Origin of the sequence: Mesorhizobium sp. BR-1-1-10 (assembly GCF_020165595.1) — a bacterium.
Classification (GTDB): domain Bacteria; phylum Pseudomonadota; class Alphaproteobacteria; order Rhizobiales; family Rhizobiaceae; genus Mesorhizobium; species Mesorhizobium australicum.
The window spans coordinates 171150-193508 of the sequence record NZ_JAIUIL010000005.1 but is presented as its reverse complement, the minus strand read 5'-3'; the positions used below and the strand labels follow the sequence as shown (position 1 = coordinate 193508).

General features: G+C 63.7%; 21 protein-coding genes and 1 tRNA gene. 9 read left to right on the top strand and 13 right to left on the bottom strand.

Annotated elements, in window-relative coordinates; genetic code table 11:
• Positions 1–141: 141 nt before the first annotated feature.
• The 5 genes from LB555_RS12410 to LB555_RS12390 all read right to left on the bottom strand — a co-directional run bounded on the left by LB555_RS12410 (position 142) and on the right by LB555_RS12390 (position 4598).
• On the bottom strand, positions 142–1143 hold the full coding sequence (locus tag LB555_RS12410; RefSeq protein WP_140875723.1) for an Ldh family oxidoreductase: 1002 nt from the start codon (positions 1141–1143) through the stop codon (positions 142–144).
• Positions 1144–1250: 107 nt separating this feature from the next.
• Positions 1251–2060, bottom strand: coding sequence for an ABC transporter permease (locus LB555_RS12405; RefSeq protein ID WP_015314268.1), 810 nt, complete (start codon positions 2058–2060; stop codon positions 1251–1253).
• A complete protein-coding gene (locus tag LB555_RS12400) occupies positions 2060–2725 on the bottom strand; it encodes an ABC transporter permease (protein ID WP_041163582.1) in 666 nt (221 codons plus the stop codon). Before LB555_RS12400 ends, LB555_RS12405 begins: the two co-directional genes overlap by 1 nt.
• Positions 2726–2929: 204 nt before the next feature.
• Positions 2930–3727: a transporter substrate-binding domain-containing protein gene (locus LB555_RS12395; protein ID WP_015314266.1), complete on the bottom strand. Its 798-nt coding sequence runs from the start codon at positions 3725–3727 to the stop codon at positions 2930–2932.
• Between the two features lie 55 nt (positions 3728–3782).
• Complete coding sequence (locus tag LB555_RS12390; protein WP_015314265.1) at positions 3783–4598, bottom strand: ABC transporter ATP-binding protein; 816 nt, start codon at positions 4596–4598, stop codon at positions 3783–3785.
• 213 nt (positions 4599–4811) lie between these two features.
• Here LB555_RS12390 and LB555_RS12385 point away from each other — a divergent pair, with 213 nt between their 5' ends.
• From LB555_RS12385 to LB555_RS12370, 4 genes are all read left to right on the top strand, one after another.
• Entirely contained in the window at positions 4812–5684 is an 873-nt protein-coding gene (locus LB555_RS12385; RefSeq protein ID WP_041163247.1) for a dimethylarginine dimethylaminohydrolase family protein, read from the top strand.
• A complete protein-coding gene (locus LB555_RS12380) occupies positions 5654–6325 on the top strand; it encodes a TetR family transcriptional regulator C-terminal domain-containing protein (protein ID WP_015314263.1) in 672 nt (223 codons plus the stop codon). The genes LB555_RS12385 and LB555_RS12380 overlap by 31 nt, the downstream gene beginning before the upstream one ends.
• Positions 6326–6405: 80 nt before the next feature.
• Positions 6406–7986: a 5-guanidino-2-oxopentanoate decarboxylase gene (locus LB555_RS12375; RefSeq protein ID WP_224682976.1), complete on the top strand. Its 1581-nt coding sequence runs from the start codon at positions 6406–6408 to the stop codon at positions 7984–7986.
• Positions 7987–8218: 232 nt separating this feature from the next.
• Complete coding sequence (locus LB555_RS12370) at positions 8219–8926, top strand: SDR family NAD(P)-dependent oxidoreductase (protein ID WP_140614983.1); 708 nt, start codon at positions 8219–8221, stop codon at positions 8924–8926.
• Here the strand turns inward: LB555_RS12370 and LB555_RS12365 are convergent.
• The 4 genes from LB555_RS12365 to aroA all read right to left on the bottom strand — a co-directional run bounded on the left by LB555_RS12365 (position 8911) and on the right by aroA (position 14973).
• Positions 8911–10779: a hypothetical protein gene (locus LB555_RS12365; protein ID WP_224682975.1), complete on the bottom strand. Its 1869-nt coding sequence runs from the start codon at positions 10777–10779 to the stop codon at positions 8911–8913. The two genes, LB555_RS12370 and LB555_RS12365, sit on opposite strands and share 16 nt — an antisense overlap.
• A 131-nt stretch (positions 10780–10910) precedes the next feature.
• Entirely contained in the window at positions 10911–12608 is a 1698-nt protein-coding gene (rpsA, locus tag LB555_RS12360) for a 30S ribosomal protein S1 (protein ID WP_015314259.1), read from the bottom strand.
• 206 nt (positions 12609–12814) lie between these two features.
• The gene (gene cmk / locus LB555_RS12355) at positions 12815–13465 is read right to left on the bottom strand and encodes a (d)CMP kinase (protein ID WP_140614979.1); all 651 of its coding nucleotides are present in this window, start codon (positions 13463–13465) and stop codon (positions 12815–12817) included.
• A gap of 146 nt (positions 13466–13611) precedes the next feature.
• Complete coding sequence (gene aroA, locus LB555_RS12350; RefSeq protein ID WP_140821633.1) at positions 13612–14973, bottom strand: 3-phosphoshikimate 1-carboxyvinyltransferase; 1362 nt, start codon at positions 14971–14973, stop codon at positions 13612–13614.
• 206 nt (positions 14974–15179) lie between these two features.
• Between aroA and LB555_RS12345 the strand changes: the two genes are divergently transcribed.
• Both LB555_RS12345 and LB555_RS12340 read left to right on the top strand, forming a co-directional pair.
• Positions 15180–15569, top strand: coding sequence for a TIGR02300 family protein (locus LB555_RS12345; RefSeq protein WP_140614975.1), 390 nt, complete (start codon positions 15180–15182; stop codon positions 15567–15569).
• Between the two features lie 173 nt (positions 15570–15742).
• A tRNA-Ala gene (locus tag LB555_RS12340) sits at positions 15743–15818 on the top strand.
• A gap of 84 nt (positions 15819–15902) precedes the next feature.
• Here LB555_RS12340 and LB555_RS12335 read toward each other — a convergent pair.
• From LB555_RS12335 to LB555_RS12320, 4 genes are all read right to left on the bottom strand, one after another.
• Positions 15903–16130 carry a hypothetical protein gene (locus LB555_RS12335; protein ID WP_015314255.1) on the bottom strand — a complete coding sequence of 76 codons (228 nt, stop codon included), beginning with the start codon at positions 16128–16130 and terminating at the stop codon, positions 15903–15905.
• A gap of 9 nt (positions 16131–16139) precedes the next feature.
• The gene (locus LB555_RS12330; RefSeq protein ID WP_015314254.1) at positions 16140–16385 is read right to left on the bottom strand and encodes a hypothetical protein; all 246 of its coding nucleotides are present in this window, start codon (positions 16383–16385) and stop codon (positions 16140–16142) included.
• Positions 16386–16468: 83 nt separating this feature from the next.
• Positions 16469–17170, bottom strand: a complete 702-nt coding sequence (locus tag LB555_RS12325; protein ID WP_015314253.1) for a Crp/Fnr family transcriptional regulator — start codon at positions 17168–17170, stop codon at positions 16469–16471.
• 190 nt (positions 17171–17360) lie between these two features.
• The gene (locus LB555_RS12320; RefSeq protein WP_140614973.1) at positions 17361–18035 is read right to left on the bottom strand and encodes a GntR family transcriptional regulator; all 675 of its coding nucleotides are present in this window, start codon (positions 18033–18035) and stop codon (positions 17361–17363) included.
• 392 nt (positions 18036–18427) lie between these two features.
• Here LB555_RS12320 and ssuD point away from each other — a divergent pair, with 392 nt between their 5' ends.
• The 3 genes from ssuD to sfnG all read left to right on the top strand — a co-directional run bounded on the left by ssuD (position 18428) and on the right by sfnG (position 22316).
• Positions 18428–19600, top strand: a complete 1173-nt coding sequence (ssuD, locus tag LB555_RS12315; protein ID WP_224622923.1) for an FMNH2-dependent alkanesulfonate monooxygenase — start codon at positions 18428–18430, stop codon at positions 19598–19600.
• Positions 19597–21054, top strand: a complete 1458-nt coding sequence (locus LB555_RS12310) for an FAD/NAD(P)-binding protein (protein WP_140614969.1) — start codon at positions 19597–19599, stop codon at positions 21052–21054. Before ssuD ends, LB555_RS12310 begins: the two co-directional genes overlap by 4 nt.
• Before the next feature lie 158 nt (positions 21055–21212).
• Positions 21213–22316, top strand: a complete 1104-nt coding sequence (gene sfnG, locus LB555_RS12305) for a dimethylsulfone monooxygenase SfnG (protein ID WP_224682974.1) — start codon at positions 21213–21215, stop codon at positions 22314–22316.
• Positions 22317–22359: the final 43 nt, after the last annotated feature.

Genomic DNA, 22359 nt, shown 5'->3' with positions numbered 1-22359 from the left:
TCGGGCAAGCTCACCTTGCCCTGGACAAACGTTGGTCGCCCGGGCGCTCAAAAAGGTTCAGGACGCGCGCGAAAAAAAACGCGCACAACCGCGCGTCAGGCGGGGCGGCCAAGTAATCGTCTGCAAAGAAAGGAGAAGAAATCAGGCCGAGTAGCGTTCGGCGAATTCGGAGATGCGCTGGATCACTGCCTTGGGCGCGGTGATGCCGCGCGCCTGCGCCTTTTCGGCCGCTTCGGCGCGGGCGCGGCCTGGCACGTGAACGCCGAAGCGCCGCCGCAGCCGGTCAAGCTGGTCTTTCATGCGCTGCTCGAAGCCCGGGTCGAGCAGCTTGGGCTCGACGGCAAGCACGAACAGGCCGGTCCCGGGGCTGTCCGGGCCGCCGCTGAACCATGGCGCGTCGAGTGACCAGTTGGCGCCCGACAGGCCGGCCGCCAGCACTTCGACCATCAGCGCGATGTTGGCGCCGCGCTGGCCGCCGAAGGCGAGCATGGCGCCCTTCATGGCCGCCGCCGGATCGGTGGTCGGGTTGCCGCTGGCGTCCAGCGCCCAGCCTTCGGGGATCTTCTTGCCTTCCTCGGCGGCCTTGCGGATGTTGACGAAGGCGGTGGCGCTCGACGACTGGTCGATGACCAGCGGCGCCCCGTCGGCGGCGGGGGCGGCGAAAGACATCGGGTTGGTGCAATAGACCGGCTTGACCGAGCCTGAGCCGGCCAGGACGGCCGGACCATTGGTGGCGGCGAAGGACACCAGGCCCTGCGCGGCCAGCCGGCCGGTGAAGTAGCCAAGCGCCCCGCAGGTGTAGGCGTTCTTCTGCGAGAAGATGGCGACGCCGAACAGTCTTGCCGCCTTGGCGAGGTCGTCGATGGTGCGGTCGAAGCCGGTATGCGCCAGCCCGCCGCGTGCGTCCGAGAGATAGACGGCCAGCGCCGGCCGGGTGATCACAGGATCGGCATTGCCGTCGATGCGTCCGGCCTCGAGTGCTTCGAGGTAGTCGATGAAATGTGTGAGCCCGACGGCTGCAAGTCCCTCTGCCTCGGCTGCGATGATCGAGGCGGTGAGCGATTGCGCTGCTTCCTCGTTGGCGCCGGCGCCAAGTGCCGCCATCCGGCACAGCCCTTTTGCCTGGTCGAGACTGAGTTGCATGGCGATTGCCCTTAGTGAGTAGTGAGTAGGGGTTGGTGAGTGGTGAGTTGTGGAGTGCGCGGCAGCCACTTCCTACTTACCAATCCCTACCCACCACTCACTTGGATCTAACCGATCTTGACCGGGATTCGTGCCTCGATCCGGCTGAAGGCGAAGACCAGAATGCCGGTGATCGCCATATAGATCAACGCCAGGAGCAGCAAGGGCTCGTAGGTGAGATAGGTGTCCTGCCGCACCTTGGACGAGACGGCGAAGATGTCGATCACGCTGATGGTTGCCACCAGCGGTGTCGATTTCAGCTGCAGCACGGTCTCGCCGGTCAGCGTCGGCAGCGCCCGGTAGAAGGCTTGCGGCAGCCAGATGCGGCGGAAGATCTTCCATCGGCTCATGCCGAAGGCGCGGGCGGCTTCCAGCTGCCCCTTGGGCACGCCGGCAAAGGCGCCGCGCATCACTTCGCCCTCGTAGCCGGCGAAGGACAAGGTCAGCGCCAGCACGCCGTACGGCCAGGCCTGCCTGAGATAGGGCCACATCCAGGATTCGCGGATCCATGGATATTGCGGGAAAAGCGAGCCCAGCCCGTAATAGAGCAGCCATAGCTGCAGAAGCAGCGGCGTGCCGCGGATGATGGTGCAGAAGACTTTCGCAGGTGCCGCGACCCAGATCGAGCCGGCCGCCTGCGCCAGCCCGACGGGCACGGCGATCATGAAGCCGAGCGTACAGGTGACGGCCAGGATCCACAGGGCACGCCAGATGCCCATCAGGCCCATTTCCCAATATTGCGGCAGCCAGTCCCAGCGCATGAAGAAGGCGGCCGACGCCACCAGCCCCAGCGCGATCAGGATCAGCACGATGCGATGCGGCTGCAGCCAGAGCGATGCGCGCGCCGCCGTGTCGATGATGACCGTTTCGCTGGTCATCAACGTGCCTCCTTGATCGAAGGCATGCCGCGCCGCGCCCATTTCTCCGCGCGGCCAAGCAGGAGGTTCGAAACCAGCGTCACGCAGAGATAGAGCACGCCGGCGGCGAGGAAGAAAACCAGATAGGCCTTGGTGACACCCGCCGCCTGTCGTGTCGCCAGCGTCAGTTCGAAGAAGCCGACGACAGCCAGCAGCGCGGTGTCCTTGGTGGCGATCAACCACAGATTGGCGAGGCCCGGAATGGCGAAAGGCAGCATCGCCGGCAGCGTGATGCGCCGCAACAGAAGGCCGGGAGACATGCCGAAGGCGCGGGCGGCTTCGATCTGGCCCTGCGGGATGGCGAGGATCGCGCCGCGGATGACTTCCGTCGAATAGGCGCCCTGGACGAAGCCGAGCACGGCGATGCCGGCCACCAGCCCGCTGATGTCGACACGCTGGTAACCCATCGCCGTCAGCACCTGGTTTATCAGGTCGGTGCCGGCATAGTAGAGCAGCAGGATCAGCACCAGTTCCGGCACGGCGCGCACCACGGTGGTGTAGACCGCGAACAGGTCGCGCACCACGGGTCCGCCGTAAAGCTTGCCATAGGCACCGCAGGTTCCAATCAGCAGGCCGACGATGGTCGCGCCGACGGCGATCTCTAGCGAATGCAGGAGCCCGAGCAAGAGCGTCCCGCCCCAGCCGACGGGAGCCGGCGAGAGCAGTTCGACGATGCCGGCCGCGGAGGCCGGAAGAAAGGATTCGATCAGCTTCGCCCCCGGATTGCTGGCTCTGTCCGCCGGCACCAGCAGCCGGCGGCAAGCATGCGTGGACAGGCCGGCTGGAGGACGAGGGCGTCAGCGCCCTGTCCTCCAGCCGATGCGAGGGTCTCAGTTCGACTGCGTGGCGCCGCCGTAAATGTCGAAATCGAAATATTTCTTCGAGATCTCGTCATATTTGCCGTTGGCGCGGATCGCCTTGATGCCGGCGTTGATCTTCTCTTTCAGGGCGGTGTCTTCCTTGCGCACGCCGGCGCCGACGCCCGGTCCGAGCACCTCGTCGTCAGGGGCCACCATGCCCTTGAGATCGCAGCAGGCCTTGCCCTGGTCGGTCTTGAGGAACTCCTTGAGCGCGATGGAATCGGCCTGCACCGCGTCGAGGCGGCCCGCGGCGAGGTCGTTGTTGGCTTCGTCCTGCGTCTGGTATTCCTTGATCTCGGATGCGGTGGGGCCGAAATGCTTCTTGGCGTAGACGGCATGCACCGTCGACACCTGGACGCCGAGGACCTTGCCCTTGAGATCGTCGGGCGTGGCGCCGAACTTCTGGTCCTTGGGGCCGATGATCGCGGTCGGGGTGTTATAGTACTTGTCGGAGAAGTCGATGGTCTTCTTGCGTTCGTCGGTGATCGACATCGACGAGACAATGAGGTCGATCTTCTTGGTAGTCAGTGCCGGGATGATGCCGTCCCAGGCGACAGGGGTGATGACGCAGTCGAGCTTCTCTTCGGCGCAGACGGCGTCGATGAAGTCGATCTCCCAGCCGACCCATTTGCCCGAAGCATCTGGCGAGGTGAAGGGCGCGTAGGGTTCGGCGGCGACGCCGATCTTGACCGGATCGGCCTTGGCCACGCCCATGGCGGCGACGCCGAGCAGCAGCGCCGTGGCGAATGTCTTCAGAACAGTCTTCATTTCAGAACTCCCAGTTTGTTGTTGGTTCCCGGTTTTCTTCCGTCCCGGCCTGTCCCTAGCCGATGTTGCGGATGAACTGCTTTAGCCTTTCGGACTTGGGCGCGCCGAAGATCTGCTCCGGCGGGCCTTCCTCCTCGACCAACCCGTTGTAGAGGTAGACGACGTGGGTCGCGACCTCGCGGGCGAATTTCATTTCGTGGGTGACCAGCACCATGGTGCGGCCTTCACGGGCCAGATCGCCAATCACCTTCAGCACTTCGCCGACCAGTTCGGGATCGAGCGCCGAGGTCGGTTCGTCGAACAGCATGACGCGCGGATTGATGGCCAAGGCGCGAGCGATCGCGGCGCGCTGCTGCTGGCCGCCGGAGAGATACGCAGGATAGACGTCGCGCTTCTCGGCCAGACCGACGCGCACCAGCAGCTTTTCGGCCTGGGCGACAGCCTGGTCGCGCTTGACGCCCAGCACATGAACGGGAACCTCGATGACGTTTTCGATCAGCGTCATATGGCTCCACAGGTTGAAGTTCTGGAACACCATGCCGAGCTTGGAGCGGATGCGTTCGATCTGCCTGCGGTCGGCCGGAATCGTATGGCCATGGCTGTCCGCCTTGAGCTTGATCTCCTCGCCATTGACCCGGATGATGCCGCTGGTCGGGTTTTCCAGGCAGTTGATGCAGCGCAGCAGCGTCGATTTGCCCGAGCCCGAGCCGCCGATGATGGCGATGACCTCGCCGTCGCGCGCCGACAGCGATACGCCCTTCAGCACATGCAGTTGACCGAATTTCTTGTGCAGGTTCTCGACATGGATGGCTTCTGCGGCGCCGTCCTGCGCCTCGCCGGATGGGACTTTGGCAGCTGCCACAGCGCTCACCAAATGACCTCCATATCGCCGCCGGCGGTTCGTCGAACGTCTATCCGGCTAATCAACATACGCTGTACTGCCTCGCTCCAGACCTCAAGCATGGACCCAACAGAGCGAGCCCGTCAATCCCGCTCATTACGGCACTTGCGGCCTTGTTGTGCAAGTGTATAAATAACCTCTCATGAAATTTTCTCGGTTTTTTTCAGCTTAAAAAGGGCATCGATGAGCGCTTTCGGATCTCAGTCCATGGCGGCGCCGCTGCGGCGCGTGCTGATGCGGTCGGCCGCCAACGCCATGCGCGACGCCGACCGGGCTGCCTGGCACTATGGTCCGGGATTCAACCCGGCGAAAGCTGCCTCGCAGCACGCAGCCCTGGCTGAACTGGTGGCGGCTTCCGGCGCCGAGATCGAATGGATCGAGGACAAGGCCGACGGACTTTCGGATTCGGTGTTCACGCACGACCCTTCGCTGATGACCGACCGCGGTGCGCTGATCCTGTCCATGGGCAAGCCGCTGCGCGCCAGGGAGCCTTCGCTGCATGAAGAAACCTACAGAAGGCTGGGCATTCCGATCCTTGGTCGCGTCGAGGCTCCTGGCCAGGTCGAAGGTGGCGACTGTGTATGGGTGGATGCCCGCACGCTGGCGATCGGGCGCGGTGTCCGTTCCAACCAGGAAGGCATCCAGCAGGTTTCCAACCTGCTGTCGCCGCTGGGGATTTCCGTCTACGGCTTCGATCTGCCGCTGTGGCAGGGCGAGGAGGCGTGCCTGCATCTGATGTCGGTTATCAGCCCGCTGGCCGACGACCTGGCGCTGGTCTATTCACCGCTTTTACCGGCCCCTTTCTATCAGACGCTGAAGGCACGCGGCATCCGGCTGGTCGAAGGCGACGCCGAGGAGTTCGCGGCTTCCAACGGCCTCAGTCTCAACGTACTGCCGACCAGCCCGCTCAAGGTCATTGCCGTTGCGGGCTTTCCCAGGACCAAGGCCGCCATGGAAGCCGCCGGATGCACGGTTGAGATCTTCGAGGCGGACGCGCTCTGCATCGCCTGCGAAGGCGGGCCGACATGCCTGACGCGACCGATCCTGCGCCAATGAATGGGCGCCGTAAGTTCCGTCGCGAGGGCGAGGAGCGGCGGCGGCAGGATCTGATAGAGGCGACTCTGGACAGCGTGGCGGAATATGGCCTTCAAGGCGCCAGCCTGCGCACCATCGCATTGCGTGCCGGCGTCACCGCCGGGCTGATCCGGCATTATTTCCCGGGCAAGGAAGAATTGCTGCAGGAAGCCTATACGGCGCTGGTCGACCGCATGACCGAGCAGGCGAAGGCGGCATTGGTCATGGATGATGCCTCGCCGCGCCAGCGTCTTGCGGCTTTCATCACCGCCAATCTCAATGCGCCGATCATCGACGCGCGGGTGTTTTCGCTCTGGGCAACCTTCATCGGCCGCGCCAGTGCGGATCCCGCCCTGGCCCGTGCCCACCGCGAAGGCTACCTTGGCTTTCGCAACGAGGTGGAAGCAGTTGTGGCCGACGTGCTCGCCGCCGAACAGCACAAGCCGGACGCAACCCAGTTGCGCCACCATGCCATCGCGATCAATGCGATCATCGACGGGCTCTGGATCGAAGGCTGCCTGGCCGGCGAGATGTTCTCGCCCGGCGAATTGGCGGCGATTGGCATCAAGGCTGTCGAGTCCGAACTCGGCCTCGCGCCGCTGGAGCAATTCCTGGAAAAATGAGAAGCGGTTTTCCCGGGAAAAGCGCGCAGCGCTTCCCCCTTGGGAATTGCGTAGAAACAAAGAGATAGGGGAGAAAACCAATGACCACTGTGGGCGAAGCGCTCATTTCGCTGCTCGAGGCGCATGGCGTCGACACCGTGTTCGGCATTCCCGGCGTCCACACGGTCGAACTCTATCGCGGTCTTGCGCGCTCGAAGATTCGCCACATCACGCCGCGCCACGAACAGGGCGCCGGCTTCATGGCCGACGGCTATGCGCGCGCCGGCGGCAGGCCGGGCGTCGCCTTCGTCATCACCGGGCCGGGGCTGACCAACACCATCACCGCCATGGGCCAGGCGCGCGCCGATTCGGTGCCGATGCTGGTGATCTCCGGCGTCAACGCCACCGACACGCTCGGCAAGGGGCTTGGCTTCCTGCACGAATTGCCCGATCAGCGCGGCATGATGGAGAAGGTAGCGCTGTTGTCGCTACACGTGACCGGGGCCAGCGAATTGCCCGGTGCGCTGGCGCGGGCTTTCGCCCTGTTTTCCTCGTCTCGGCCCGGCCCTGTGCATATAGAGATCCCGACCGATATCATGGTCAAGCCGGCGGACGGATTGTCGGCAGCCTTGAGCAATGCCGGGCCGCCGGCGCCAGAGCGTGCCGCCATTGCCAGGGCTGCCGAACTCGTCGCCACCGCACGCCGCCCGCTCATCCTTGCAGGCGGCGGCGCCAAGAAAGCCGATGCGGCGCTGCGGCGCCTTGCCGAAAGGCTGGGCGTGCCGGTTGTCGAGACCACCAACGCGCGCGGTCTCATGCATGGCCATCCGCTTTGCGTGCCGGCAAGCCCAAGCCTCAAGGCGGTTCGCGCGCTCATGGCCGGGGCCGATCTGGTGATCGCCGCCGGTACCGAATTCGGCCCGACCGACTATGACGGCTATGGCGACGGTGGCTTCGTACTGCCTTCGAACCTGATCCGTATCGACATCGGCGCCGACCAGCTTGCGCGGCGTCCGGTGACGGTCGCCATCCAGGCCGATTGCGCCGAGGCGATCGAGGCGCTGCTTGCGGCGATCGATCCCGCCCACAGCGCTGGCGAAGATGGCCATGGCCGCGCCGCGGCGGCGCGAAAGGCCGCTTTTGCCGAGTTGAGCCCGGCCTATGCGGCGCAGGTGCGTGCCGTGGAAATGATCCGCGACGCTTTGCCCGGTGCCATCATCGTTGGCGACTCGACCCAGCCGATTTACGCCGCCAACCTCTATTACGACCACGACCGGCCCGGCGGCTGGTTCAATGCCGCGACCGGCTTTGGCGCGCTTGGCTACGGTCCGCCGGCGGCGATCGGTGCGGCACTTGCCGTGCCCGATGCGCCGGTTGTCTGCCTGACCGGCGACGGGGGCTTCCAGTTCACCTTGCCGGAGATAGCGGTGGCGCTCGATTCTGGAGCGCCCGTCATCTTCGTGGTCTGGAACAACAGAGGCTATCGCGAGATCGAGACCTCGATGCTCGATGTCGGCGTGGAACCTGTCGGCGTGTCGCCGGCGCCGCCGGATTTCTGCAAGCTTGCCGAAGCCTATGGCATTGGTGCCGAAAGGCTGGCCGACATCGACGCCTTGCCACAGGCGCTCAGGCACGCCCGGGCAACGGGGCTGCCGCGCGTCATCGAAGTCACGGTCGTCTGAAACATCCGGGCCGTCCTTGCCGACAGGAAGTGGACCATTTGCCGGCTTGGTTTTTGCAAGACCTGATCCGCTTCCGGGCGGCTTCGTTATTCGGCGATGCCCTGACGCATGCAAAGACGTGACGGCTGCCATGTCGAGATATCGGTTGAGTGATCGACTGAAAGGGGCGACGCTTCGCGTCGGCGCGGCAAACCAACGACAAAAGTCATAAAAATGACAGGAGCGGTCCAGGATGACGGAAACACTTGAAGGCAGGCACATCGTTGTGACCGGTGGAACCGGCGCGCTCGGTGGGGCGGTGGTCGGCAGACTGCTGGAACAGGGCGCGATCTGCCACGTGCCGAACGCGCATGCCGCGGCACCTCAGCACTTCCCCTTCACCACGCACGATAATGTCAAACTGGCGCACAATGTCGATCTCTCGGACCCCGCCAAGGTCGAGGCGTTCTATAGCCAGGTTCCTGCCTTGTGGGGATCGATCCATCTGGCCGGCGGCTTTGCCATGGCGCCGGTGGAGAAGATCGAATCGGCGTCGTTTGCCGAGATGATGGACACCAACGCCCGCACCGCCTTCCTGTGCAGCCGCGCCGCCATCCGCTCGATGCTGGCGTCGGATACCGCCGGTCGCATCGTCAATGTCACGGCACGCGCCGGGCTCGACCCGCGCCGCGGCGCCGGCATGGTCGCCTATACGGCCAGCAAGGCGGCAGTCGCGGCCATGACGGTGGCGATGGCGGAAGAATTGAAGGCCCAGGGCATCCTGGTCAACGCGGTGGCCCCATCGACGCTCGACACGCCGGCCAACCGCGCCGACATGCCGGATGCCGATTTCACCAAATGGGTCAGCCTCGAAGCAGCGGCCGAGGCAATCGCCTATCTCGCCTCGCCGGCCAATCAGGCAATGAGCGGAACGCTGGTGCCGCTCTACGGCAGGGCCTGAGCGGAGAGCGTCGAAGCCGGGCAGCCGGCGTCGGATCCATCGGCGTTGCGGTAGCTGTAGATACGCAGCGGCGATGAAGCGTCCGTGGGACACTCCCTCAACCAAGCCGGCGGCTTGCCTTCCATCAGGGCCGCCGCGAAAGGGTAGGCGGCTTCGAGACCTGGCGACGGCGCGCCTCGCCAGGCACAGATCGCGACATGTGTCGCCTTCGACGCGTCGAGAATCGCACGCGGGTCGGCGGTCATGGGGTCGAGAAAGCGGTAGCTCCGTTCGATGCCTTTGGCCGAAGGGTGGTTTGGGATCGTCACCACCTTGGGGCCGTCGGCCAGCGCGACGAAATGCGATCCGATGAGCGGTGGCGAAAAGACGATGGCGCCCGACGGCCAACCCCGTTGCGCTCCGAAATGATCGAGGTCGCAACTGTCGGCGAATTCGGCGGCGGGTATCGCCGCTTGGGAGGGTCTGACCCCCAGATGGTACAGCGCCATGGCCCCGGACAAAACCAGACCGGGCAGGATCAATGCGTATTTGCGCGATGGCGCCGGCACGGGAGATTTCAAGTAGCGCCGCAACCCCGAACCTTGCGGCAGCAGGCTCTCCAGCACGAAGATCAGGCCGATGCCGGAGAAAATCGGGAGATAGCGGAAGTAGCGGAGATAGTCGATCGCCAGCACCAATCCGAGCAGCGAAAACAGGGCCAGTATGACCAGAGGCCGGCTGCGGCCATGCGACCCGGTGCAGATGCCGACCGGCGCGAGCGCGCCGACGAACAGCAGCAACATGCTGGGAAAGCCGGACGACAGGACGAAATCGGGGCGCCGAAACAGGCTCAATTCCTGAAGAATTCTGTTGAGCATGTTGTCGCGGACATAGGCGTCCATCGACGCGTAAGGGCCGTCCAGGCATTGCGGAAACAGTTTCACCAGCGCCACCAGGCTGATGGCGGCGAACACCAGCAGAAGCGCGGCCCGCATTGCCCAGCCGCCACGCGTGCCGACAAGCCGAGGTACGACGGCGAATGAGAGCCCGGCGGCGGTCAGCGCCAGCACATGCGGCGCGGAATAGGTATCGCATTTGACCGCGGCATAAGCCGAGGGCGCGACGGTAGCGGCGAACAGGCCGATCGCGCCGATCGCCAGGGCCACTCCAAAGCCGGTGATCCCTGTCGCACTCTCGTCGCGGCCGGCGATCCAGTCGAAGGCGTAGACGGCCATCACCAGGGCGAAGAACGGTGCGAACTCGGCGCTGATCGCGATTGCCAGGGCTGTCAGCAAGCCGTTGACGAAGGGCGAAAGGCGATTCCGCGACAGCAACAGGACCAGGGCGGCAAGCAGAAGCAATATCTGCAGATTGTGATAGTCGATCCGCCCCGGCGCGTATTCGAAGAAGGTGCGCGCGGCGAAGATCAAGGCCAACGGCAATGCAATGGCCGGATAGGCAAAGCCCATCGCGACAATCAGCCGGTTGTAGAAGTAGAGCGCGGGTACAAACAGGAGCAGCGGCACGACAAAGCTTGCTGCCATCAGCGCCGGCTCGAAGCCGGCGAACGGCGCGAGCAGCCACGCAAATGCGGCATAGGGCAGGTCCACGATCCATGGCCAGTGCGAGATGTAGGGCTCGGGCTGGGCAATGCCGGGCATTGTCCGGTCGAAGATATTCCCGGTCTCGAGCAAGGTGCGGATCTCGTGTATTTTGAGAAGGTCGTCCGCATCGGCATTGAGCCGGAAGCCCAGGGACCAGAGGACGATCATCACCGTCACCATGCCGCAGAAGCAGAAAAGGGCCGGTGCGCTCATATAAAGACGCGGCAGCCACGAAGATTGCGCTGCGGCCCTGTCGTGGTCATTGCTCATGGAAGGCTTCCCCGGGACGACTGCCAAATACGCGAGGAAGTTTATCTTGCCGTAAAGAAAGACCCCGCCGGATCGCTCCGGCGGGGTCTTTGTTCAAGCCGCACGAAAATCGTGCGGCAAGCGGTTAATCCTTAGTTGCCCTGCTTCTTCAGCGCGGCACCCAAGATGTCGCCCAGCGAAGCGCCGGAGTCGGTCGAGCCGTACTGTGCGACGGCTTCCTTCTCTTCGGCGATTTCCAGCGCCTTGATCGAGACCTGCAACTTGCGGGTCTTCTTGTCGAAGGCGATGACGCGGGCGTCGACCTTCTGGCCGACGGTGAAGCGCTCGGGGCGCTGCTCGTCGCGATCGCGGCTGAGGTCGGAGCGCTTGATGAAGGTCTCGATGCCGCTGTCGACCAGCCGCACTTCCAGACCGCCATCCTTGACGCCGATGACTTCGCAGGTAACGACGGCGTTCTTGCGCAGTTCGCCTGACGTCGCGGCTTCGCCGACCGTGTCCTTGGCCAGCTGCTTGATGCCGAGCGAGATGCGCTCCTTGTCGATGTCGACGTCGAGCACCTGCGCCTTGACCATGTCACCGCGATTGTACTCTTCGATGACCTGCTCGCCCGGACGGGTCCAGTCGAGGTCGGACAGGTGCACCATGCCGTCCACGTCGCCTTCGAGGCCGATGAACAGGCCGAACTCGGTCTTGTTCTTGACCTCGCCCTCGACCTGGCTGCCGACCGGATGGCTCGAGGCGAAAGCCTGCCACGGATTCTCGAGCGTCTGCTTGAGGCCGAGCGAGATGCGGCGCTTGGCCGGATCGACTTCGAGCACCACCACGTCGACTTCCTGCGTTGTCGACAGGATCTTGCCGGGATGCACGTTCTTCTTGGTCCACGACATTTCCGAAACGTGGATAAGGCCCTCGATGCCCGGCTCCAGCTCGACGAACGCGCCGTAGTCGGTGATATTGGTGACGGTGCCCTTGATCTTCTTGCCGATCGGGAACTTGGTGCCGATCTCGGACCACGGATCGCTCTCGAGCTGCTTCATGCCGAGCGAGATGCGGTGGGTTTCCTGGTTGATGCGGATGATCTGCACCTTGACCGTCTGACCGATGTTGAGGATTTCGGTCGGATGGTTGACGCGGCGCCATGCCATGTCGGTGACATGCAGCAGGCCGTCGATGCCGCCGAGGTCGACGAACGCACCGTAATCGGTGATGTTCTTGACGACGCCTTCGACAACCTGGCCTTCCTCGAGGTTCTGCACGATTTCCGAACGCTGTTCGGCGCGGCTCTCCTCAAGCACGGTACGGCGCGACACGACGATGTTGCCGCGGCGGCGATCCATCTTGAGGATCTCGAAGGGCTGCGGGTTGTGCATCAGCGGGGAGACGTCGCGGATCGGGCGAATATCGACCTGGCTGCGCGGCAGGAAGGCCACGGCGCCGTCGAGGTCGACGGTGAAGCCGCCCTTGACCTGGTTGAAGATGACGCCTTCGACGCGCTCGCCCTTGGTGAACTTCTCTTCGAGCTTGACCCAGCTCTCCTCGCGGCGCGCCTTGTCGCGCGACAGCACGGCCTCGCCCAGCGCATTTTCGATGCGCTCGACCATGACTTCGACCGTATCGCCGACCTTGAGCGTCGAATCCTTGCCCTTGACGCCGAATTCCTTCAGCGGCACACGGCCTTCGACCTTGAGGCCGACATCGATGATGGCCATGTCTTTTTCGATCGCCAGAATCGTGCCCTTGACGACTTGGCCTTCGCCGGAATGACCGGTGGTAAATGATTCTTCGAGCAGGCTCGCGAAATCATCGCGAGTGGGATTTGCAGCAGACATTGTTTCTCCTGGAGTACCCCGCATTTTTCGCGGGGCGGGCGCCGTGGGTTAGCGTTGCGTTGGCCTGCCGGCGTTCCGGGCTGCAAAAGCCCTGGGCCGCTTTTCAAGCGGCAATTCCGGCGCATGAAGAATGCAGGCAGGCTGGTTCGTGCCCGATATGGGTATTTTCTTCGCCTCCGGCAACCGGAAGCAGCATGAAACCCGGATCAGGCCTTGTTTCTCTTGGCCAGCACGTCGTCGATGACGGACATGGCCGCGAGAAACGCGGCTTCTATAGCCATTTCGCTGGTATCAAGCAAGTGCGCGTCGGCCGCCGGCTTCAGCGGCGAGTCCGCCCGGCCCATGTCGCGCTCGTCGCGACGCTGGATATCGGCAAGGATTTCGGCGAAATCGGCAGTGCCGCCGATGCTTTCGATCTCAGCCAGCCGGCGCTTGGCGCGCACCTCGGCACTTGCCGTCACATAGAGTTTTATGTCGGCGTCGGGGCACACGACCGTGCCGATGTCGCGCCCGTCCAGCACCGCGCCCGGCGGCGTCCTTGCGAAGTCGCGCTGCTTTTCGACCAGGATGCGCCGCACCGTAGGGAAAACCGCGACCTTCGAGGCGGCCTCGCCAACCGCATGCGCCGACAGCACCGCGCGGTCGAGCTTTGCCAGATCGACCTGGCGGGCGGCGGTTTCTGCCGCCGAGACATTGTCGAGCGGTAGGCCCAGCCGCAGCAGCGCATGGGCGACGGCGCGATAGGTCAGGCCGGTGTCGAGCAGGTTGAGGCGGTAGTGATCGGCGAGACGGCGGGCGAGCGTGCCTTTGCCCGCGCCGGCCGGTCCGTCGATGGCGATGGTGAAGGGGTGGGTCATTGGCGGGCAGACGCCTTACGCATGGAAATAGGCCCCCACGACTTCGTCATCCTGGGATCTGCGCCGCGTCGCTGCGCTCCTTGCTTCGCCCCAGAATGACGAAGCACGGGATGTCGCCAGCCAATCCCCAAGGTTTGCGATTGCCACTATCGCTCGATCTCCGCGCCCAGCCCCTTCATCAAGTCCATGAACTCCGGAAAGCTCGTCGCGATCATGGCCGCGTCGTCAATGGTTACAGGCTTTTCAGTCGCCAGGCCCATCACCAGAAAGCTCATGGCGATGCGGTGGTCGAGATGGGTCTGCACCGTCGTATCCCGGTCGTTGGGGTGGCCGCCCAATCCCCTGCCGCCTGGTTTGCCGCGCACGGCAAGCGAAGCTTCGCCCTCGGTGCAGTCGACGCCGTTGAGCTTCAGCCCGTTGGCGACCGCCGACAGCCGGTCGGATTCCTTCACCCGAAGTTCCTCCAGCCCCTGCATCAGCGTCTCGCCCTCGGCGAAGCTGGCGGCAACGGCCAGCACCGGGTATTCGTCGATCATCGACGGCGCCCGCTCGGGCGGCACGGCGACGCCTTTCAGCTCGGAGTAACGAACGCGCAGGTCCGCGACATCCTCGCCGCCGGCATTGCGCGGGTTCAAGATGTCGATCTGGCCGCCCATTTCCTGCAGCGTGAGAAGCAACCCGGTGCGGGTCGGGTTCATCAGCACGTTTTCGATGACAATGTCGGAACCCGGCACGATCAGCGCCGCCACCAGCGGGAAGCCGGCCGAGGACGGGTCACCCGGCACGGCGATGGTCTGGCCGGTCAGCTTGCCCTGGCCTTCGATGAAGATGTGGCGCACGCCGCGTTCGTCGGTCTCGACCGACAGGTTGGCGCCAAAGCCCTTGAGCATCTTTTCCGTGTGGTCGCGCGTCATGACAGGTTCGATGACGGTGGTGATGCCTGGCGTGTTCAACCCGGCCAGCAGCACCGCCGACTTCACCTGCGCCGAGGCCATCGGCACGCGGTAGGTGATCGGGGCGGCGTGCTTCGGCCCATGCAGCGTGATCGGCATGCGGTCGCCGGGCGTGGCTTTGAGCACCTGCACGCCCATCTGGCGCAGCGGTTCGAGCACGCGACCCATCGGCCGGCCCGACAGCGAGGCGTCACCGATGAAGGTCGTCTCCATGTCGTAGGTGCCGACGAGCCCCATGGTCAGCCGCGAGCCAGTGCCGGCATTGCCGAAATCGAGCGGACCTTCCGGCTGCAGCAGCGCGCCGTTGCCGGTGCCGCGGATCACCCACTCGGCGCCGCGTTTCTCGATATGCGCGCCCATCGCCTTCATGGCCGCGCCCGTGCGCATCACATCCTCGCCCTCGAGCAGGCCGGTGATGCGGGTTTCGCCGGAGGCGAGCCCGCCGAACATGAACGAGCGGTGCGAGATCGACTTGTCGCCCGGCACACGGGCCGTGCCGGAAAGGGCTGGTGACTTGCGGGCAGTGGCCGGCTTGGCAGCGGCGGCGTGAGACATGGAATTTCCCTGGACGGATTGCCGGCGTGCCGACGCTTTTCATTTGTTGCGGCGGTCTCGTATCACGGCGGGACGAAATGGTCATCCCCATGCTCGTCACTTGGCGCGAGGCCTTTCAGTGCTTGGTTTTGTGACGCCGGCTTTTCGCTTTGACAGCGCTGCAAACTGTGGTTAAGGGGACCACTCTTTTATCGACGAGGCTTGCCGTGGCAAAAACCGAACTTGGCACAAAACGCATCGACCCGGAAACGGGCCGGAAATTCTACGACCTGAACAAAGACCCGATCGTCTCGCCCTATACGGGCAAGACCTATCCGCGCTCCTATTTCGAGGAAGGCAAGATCGCCGCCATCGAGGAGGAAGAGGAAGTGGCCGAGAAGGAAGTGGACGCCGAGGAGGAAGAGGGCGTCGAGGTCGTCTCGCTCGAAGAGGCGGAAGACGACGCCAAGAGCGACGATCTTCCCGATCTCGGTGACGACGAGGATGACGTCGACCTCGGCGACGACGAGGATGACACCTTCCTTGCCGACGAAGAGGAAGAAGACGACGACGTTTCCGACATGATCGGCGTCGGCGACGACGACGACGAAGTCTGACAAAGGCTTCGAACGTGAGCGTTTGCCGGCTTTCACGCCCTGTGAAGAAAAAGCCGCCGATGAAGGCTTGATATCTGGGAATGGCGGGGTTAGAAGCCGCCTGCACTAACGGCGCGGTCTTCCAACCCGCGCCGATCTCTCGCCGGAAACGGCGCCGGCTGACTGCCGGGAGTGGGGCCATAGCTCAGTTGGGAGAGCGCTTGAATGGCATTCAAGAGGTCGTCGGTTCGATCCCGATTGGCTCCACCAGTTACCTTCCAGGGCAAGGAAACGCTTTGTTTCGGCGGGACATCTCCGCCCTGTTCAACCATTGGCGATCCCTGATTTGCGCGATCACGGAACGTCAGCGCCGAACTCGACGGCAAATCCCGCGTCGATCGCGCTTCGCGCAATGAGATCGCCAAGTTCCCAATCCGTGAGTTCGCAAAGCGGGAACATTCTCCTCACCTCGTGGCTCACCTCGGATATCGAAATGCACGGCCTGTCGACGGTGTCGATCAGGCAGCGGACAATCGCTTGGCGAACGTCCGACAGGGTAGGCGTCTGCGCGAGCGCAGGCATCTCCGCCCCCTACGAATGGAGTTGCGGCGCTACGCCATCGGCCGAGTTTGTGTCGAACGCCACGGGTACGCCGTGAACGAGGGATGCGGTCGCCAGCAACTCCTCCAACTCGCCGTCGGTAGCCCTGCATGCGGGTATGAGTGTTCGGATGGCGCGTATTGCCTGCGCAATGGAGAGAAAGCGTGCCTTGCCCCTGGAAAGAACATAGGCTTCGGCGGCTCTTTCAACCGTGATGGAGTGAAAAGAGTTGGTCATCGAGAATTCCTCCCTGAACCCTGACCAACATGGTTTACGGCAGGACTTCGGTGGTCTTCAAGCCTATGTCCGGTTCCAGACAATCAGCCAGCCCCTGCGCTGAAGTGCTGTTGCTCCTCCTCGCCATAGGCACCATCCGTGAGTTTTATCATTCCGGTACGGTCGACGATCGTGATCTCGCCGCGCTTGGCATGAACCAGCCCCCGATATTCGAGCATTTGGAGGGCGGTGGTAACGCCCGGGCGCCTGGAGCCAAGCATGGTCGCCAGAAATTCATGCGTCAGGTAGATGATATCTCCTTCAGCGCGATCGTTGACCATCAGCAACCAGCGGGCGAGCCGTTCCTCGATTTTGGAATGGCCGTTGACCAACGCCGTCCGCGACGACTGGATCAGGAATGCGTGGGCGTAGCGAAGCAGCGACGGGCGAAGGGTCTGGCTCTCGGCAATCGCAATGCGCAGACGTTCAACCGGCAGACACCAGCCGTTGCTGGCGACTTGAATATAGGTTTCATTGGGAGATCGGTCCTGGCCGAGAACGACCGCTACCCCGGTCATGCCGTCGCGGCCGATGATGCCGACTTCGCTTTGCCGCCCTCCGGTCATGGCGGCGACCACCGACGCGATACCGGTTTCGGGAAAATAGACATGCTCGATCGGCTGATGCGCGATCTCCAGTCGGGCTTTGATGGCCAGTTCGACGTGATGCATCGACGGCCGTAAAAGCCCGAAATCCTCAGGCGTGAGGGTTTTCAGAACATGGTTGCGAAAGGTGGATTGAGGCATGGCTCTTCTCCCTATCGGGCAAGAGCATGTACCCTCTTACTGTCGGCTGCATCCGGACAAACGGCGGCCGATGGCTGATCTTACGCTTCATGCGCGGGCTTGGCAAACGACTGCGCCCGCTTGGAAAGCTAATTAAGCGTTGACGTCAAGCGTCCCGGGGGCCGCAGCGCTGCCAGACGCCGAGAAGGCTTCAGCCGAGAAGGTCCGCGGCGACTTCGAGCGTGTTGCGGAACGAGGTTTCGAGGTGGTGTTCCATCGCTTGTGCGGCGCCCTCGGCATCGTGCCGCTTCAGGGCATCGAGAATGGTTTCGTGCTGCTCGATCGTCTGTTCGCCATAGCCGGGCTTTGGAATGGCGAGATAGCGGCCGCGGTCCATCTGCGCCTTGGAGATGTCGACCGCTCGCCAGATCATCGGCAGGCCGCAGATTTCGGCGATGGTGCGATGAAAGACATCGTCGAGTTGGATCGCGGTGGCATATCGGCCGCGCGCGATGGCGAGCTTGTGCGCCGCCATATTGTCCTCCAGCAATTCGGCGGATGCCGGCGTGAGCTTGATGGCCGCGCGCCTGGCGCTCTCCATTTCCAGCGCCCGCCGGATGACGTAGGCCTCCTCGAGGTCGGCGCGGCTGATCGGCGCGACATAGGTGCCGGTCTGCGCCAGGATATTGACCAGGCCTTCGTCGCTGATGCGCTTCACCGCTTCCCGCACCGGGGTGCGCGAAACGCCGAGCGCTTCGGCGATGGCCACCTCGTTGATCACCTCCCCTGGCTTCATCTGTCCGACGACAATCAGGTTGCGGATCTTCTGATAGATCTGATCGCGCAACGGCAAAGCCCGATTGAGGGTCGAAGGGTCAAGGTCCATGGCAAATCCGTAGCGTTCGTTCACCAGAAATGATCGGAGTATATTGGAACGTAAATTGGAATGCACCCAATGCGGAGGCGTCCCTGTCGACAATGGGGGGGGGCCAATTCACTCGACGCCTGGAAGGAGGCCGCCGACCCTTTCCAAGGCGGCGCAAGGACAACGTCAACGCGGTCGAGCCGGTCCTCTCCGCTTCCAGGCGGCGGGCATGAGGAAGAATTTCCAATTGCGTGCGCGGATTTAGAATAAACTAACTCTACAGAATTTATAGAATAAGCAATCTGCATGGGCGATCTGTTTCCTGCACAGGACCACGCCATGCCAGCATTTCCGCGTTTACTCTCAACCGTGCCGGAGCCGGGCCGCTACCACCGAACCACAGGAGGCAAGGCATGACCCAAGATGTCCCCGACCGCATCAAGGTTCTCTGGTTCCTGCCGACGCATGGCGACAGCCGTTATCTCGGCACGACCGAGGGCGGCAGGGCCGTCGATCTGCCCTATCTGTCGCAAGTGGCGAAAGCGGCCGACACGCTTGGCTATTACGGCGTGCTGTTGCCGACCGGCCGGGCCTGCGAGGATTCCTGGGTGATTGCCTCGGCGCTGGCGCCACTGACAGAGCGGCTGCGTTTCCTCGTCGCCGTGCGGCCCGGCTTGCAGTCGCCGACGCTTGCCGCGCGCATGACAGCCACGCTCGACCGCATCTCCAACGGCCGCCTGTTGATCAATGTCGTCACCGGCGGCGATCCGCTGGAAAACAAGGGCGATGGGATCTTTCTCTCGCATACCGAGCGCTATGAGGTGACGCAGGAATTCCTCCGGATCTACAAGCGGGTGCTGAGCGGCGAGACGGTCGAGCACCAGGGCAAGCATTTCCGCATCGAGGACGGAAGGTTGCTGTTCCCGCCGGTGCAGGCGCCCTATCCGCCGCTCTATTTCGGTGGCTCATCGGATGCTGGATCGGCAGTCGCGGCGCAGGAAATCGACAAATATCTGACCTGGGGCGAACCCCCGGCCGACGTCGGACGCAAGCTCGATGTCGTGCGCGAACTGGCCGACAAGGCCGGCCGCAAACTCTCCTTCGGCATTCGTCTGCATGTCATCGCCCGTGAAACCACTGAACGGGCCTGGGCCGCCGCCGACAGCCTGATCAGTCGGCTCGACGACGCGACGATCGCTTCGGCGCAGAAAGTGTTCGGCCGCATGGATTCGGTCGGCCAAGCGCGCATGAGCGCGCTGCATGGCGGCAACCGTGACAAGCTCGAGATCGCGCCCAATCTATGGGCCGGCGTCGGCCTGGTGCGCGGCGGTGCGGGAACGGCACTGGTCGGCGACCCGGATACGATTGCCGAGCGCATCGATGAATACCGTCGCCTCGGCATCGACACCTTCATTCTGTCCGGCTACCCGCATCTGGAGGAAGCCTATCGCTTCGGCGAACTGGTGCTGCCGAAACTGCCGACCGATCATCCGGTCAAGTCGGCCGGGTCGTCGGTCAATACCGGGCCGTTCGGCGAGACCATTGCCGGTGACCATCGGCCGAAGTCGCTCGCCAGCGCCTCGTGAACGCGCTGCCTCCGGTCCGCCGATCGCGCGTCGCCATAATCGGCGGTGGTTTTTCCGGCGCGGCGGTCGCTTGGCACCTTGCGCGGGCGCATGGGCCGGAGCGCCTGTCGATCTCGGTGATCGAACCGCGTTCCGCGCTCGGCGGCGGTCTTGCCTATTCCAGCGATGAGCCGTCGCACCGCGTCAACGTCCCGGCCGTCCGGATGAGCATGGTTCCCGAAGACCAGCAGCATTTTGCGCGCTGGCTGGAGGGCAGTGGCGAAATCGAGCGGGACCCGGATGCGCTGTGGAAGAACGGCGACGTATTTCCGCGCCGGCGGGTGTTCGGTCGCTATGTCGCCGAGCAGCTCGCACCTTGGCTCGACTCGGGCGCTATCCGTCATGTCGAAGCTCAGGCCACCCGGGTAATTCGAGCCAACGGCGCGGGCTGGACCGTACAGACCTTAGCCGGACCTGTCGCGGCCGACATCGTCGTGCTCGCCGCGACTCATCCTCTGCCGGCCATCCCGGCAGCACTTGCCCTGTTGGCTGAAGCACCTGGCTTCATCGCCGATCCCTACACGCCGTCGGCACTCGCTGGGATCGGGCCGGAGGCGTCGGTCCTGATCGTCGGCTCCGGACTGACCTCGGCCGACATGGTGGCCGAGCTTGACCGCCGGGGTCATCGCGGCCGCATCCTGGCGCTGTCGCGCCGCGGACTGCGTTCGCGCGCCCACCCGGATATCAGACATGAGCCCTTCGGCGACTTTGCGTCGGTGCCGGCCACATCCGCACTTGGCCTGCTGAAGAACATTCGCGCCACGCTGGCCGCGGCGCGAGCCGCCAACGTCAACTGGCAGTCGGTCTTTGACCAATTGCGCATGCAAGGGCCGGTGCTGTGGTCCGCCCTCGCTCCGCCAGAGCGGGCAAGGCTGGTCCGCCAGCTGCGCGTGTTTTGGGACGTGCATCGCTTCAGGATCGCACCGCAGGTGGCTTCCGTGCTCGACCGCCGTCAGACCGCCGGCACATTCGACACCATTGCAGCCCGGCTTGTCGCGTCGAACGACGAGGGCGACAGCCTCGCGGTCAGCTTCCAACGGCGCGGACAGACGCACATCGAGACGGCAAGCTTCGATGCCGTCATCAACACGACAGGGCCGGCCCATGGGCAGGCGCTCCAGTCAAATCCGGCGCTGCGTTCCCTGACTGAGGCCAGTCTGATCAGGGCGGACGCATACGGGCTCGGTATCGAGACCGGCCTCGATAGTCGCGCCGTCGGTGGCGATGACAAGGCGGTTGCCGGGCTTTTCGTCGCCGGTCCGCTGGCGCGAGGCACCTTTGGCGAACTCATGGGCCTGCCGGAGGTCGCTCGCCATGCCCAAAGGGTCTCGGCCGAGATCGCGGGGCTGCTCGACACATCTTCTTCAGGCGGAGCGGTTGGCCCCAATGCCGGGGGCGTTGCGGTCGCGGGCTGACAACCGCAAGCCGGCATGGCTGGGCAAAATTGGTATTTCCGTCCCGCAAGTGCGCCAAAAACGGAAAATCCTCCTTTGTATATAAATTCCATAAACATAATAAATACCGACATCTGGCTGCGGCTGGACCGATCAACAGCCTGACTGGGAGACAATTCATGGCACATGCAGGAACCGAAGCGGTCAAATTCGCCTACTGGGTGCCCAATGTTTCGGGCGGCCTGGTGATCTCCGACATCGAGCAGCGCACCAGCCATTCAGCCGAGTACAACCGCAAGCTGGCACAGATCGCCGAAAAGGCCGGTTTCGACTACGCGCTGAGCCAGATCCGTTTCACCGCCGGCTACGGCGCCGACGAGCAGCATGAATCGGTGGCATTCAGCCATGACCTGCTGGCCGCCACCACGACGCTGAAGGTGATCGCCGCGATCCTGCCCGGCCCTTGGAATCCCGCGCTGGCGGCCAAGCAGATTGCCACCATCAGCTACCTGACCAACGGCCGTGTCGCCATCAATCTCGTCTCCGGCTGGTTCCGTGGCGAATTCCACGCCATCGGTGAGCGTTGGCTCGACCATGATGAGCGCTACCGTCGCTCCGAGGAATTCATCCGTGCGCTGCGCGGTATATGGACTGAAGACAGCTTCACCTTCCGAGGCGACTTCTACCGCTTCAACGAATACTCGCTGAAACCGAAGCCGCCGCGGCCGCTGCCCGAGATATTCCAGGGCGGCTCGTCGCGCGCGGCACGCGACATGGCATCACGCGTCTCCGACTGGTATTTCACCAACGGCAACACGCCGGCCGAAATCGCCAAACAGGTCGATGATCTCAAGACCAAGGCAAAGGCCAGCAATCATTCCGTCAAGGTCGGCGTCAACGCCTTCGCCATTGTGCGCGAGACCGAGCACGAGGCCAAGGCGGTGCTTGCCGAGATCATCGCCAGTGCCAATCCGGAAGCGGTCAACGCCTTCGGCCACGAGGTCAAGAACGCCGGCAAGGCCTCGCCGGAAGGCGAGGGCAATTGGGCGAAGTCCTCCTTCGACGACCTCGTCCAGTACAATGACGGTTTTCGCTCCAACCTGATCGGCACACCGAGACAGGTTGCCGAGCGCATCGTCGATTTGAAGAGCGCCGGCGCCGATCTCATCCTGCTCGGCTTCCTGCATTTCCAGGAAGAGGTCGAGTATTTCGGCAAGCATGTCATCCCGCTCGTTCGCGAGCTGGAGGATGCCGGGCAGGCGGCTTCGCTGGCAGCGGAATAGTCATCTCTCCAAGGCTGGCCGGGTAATCCGGCCAGCACCCGAA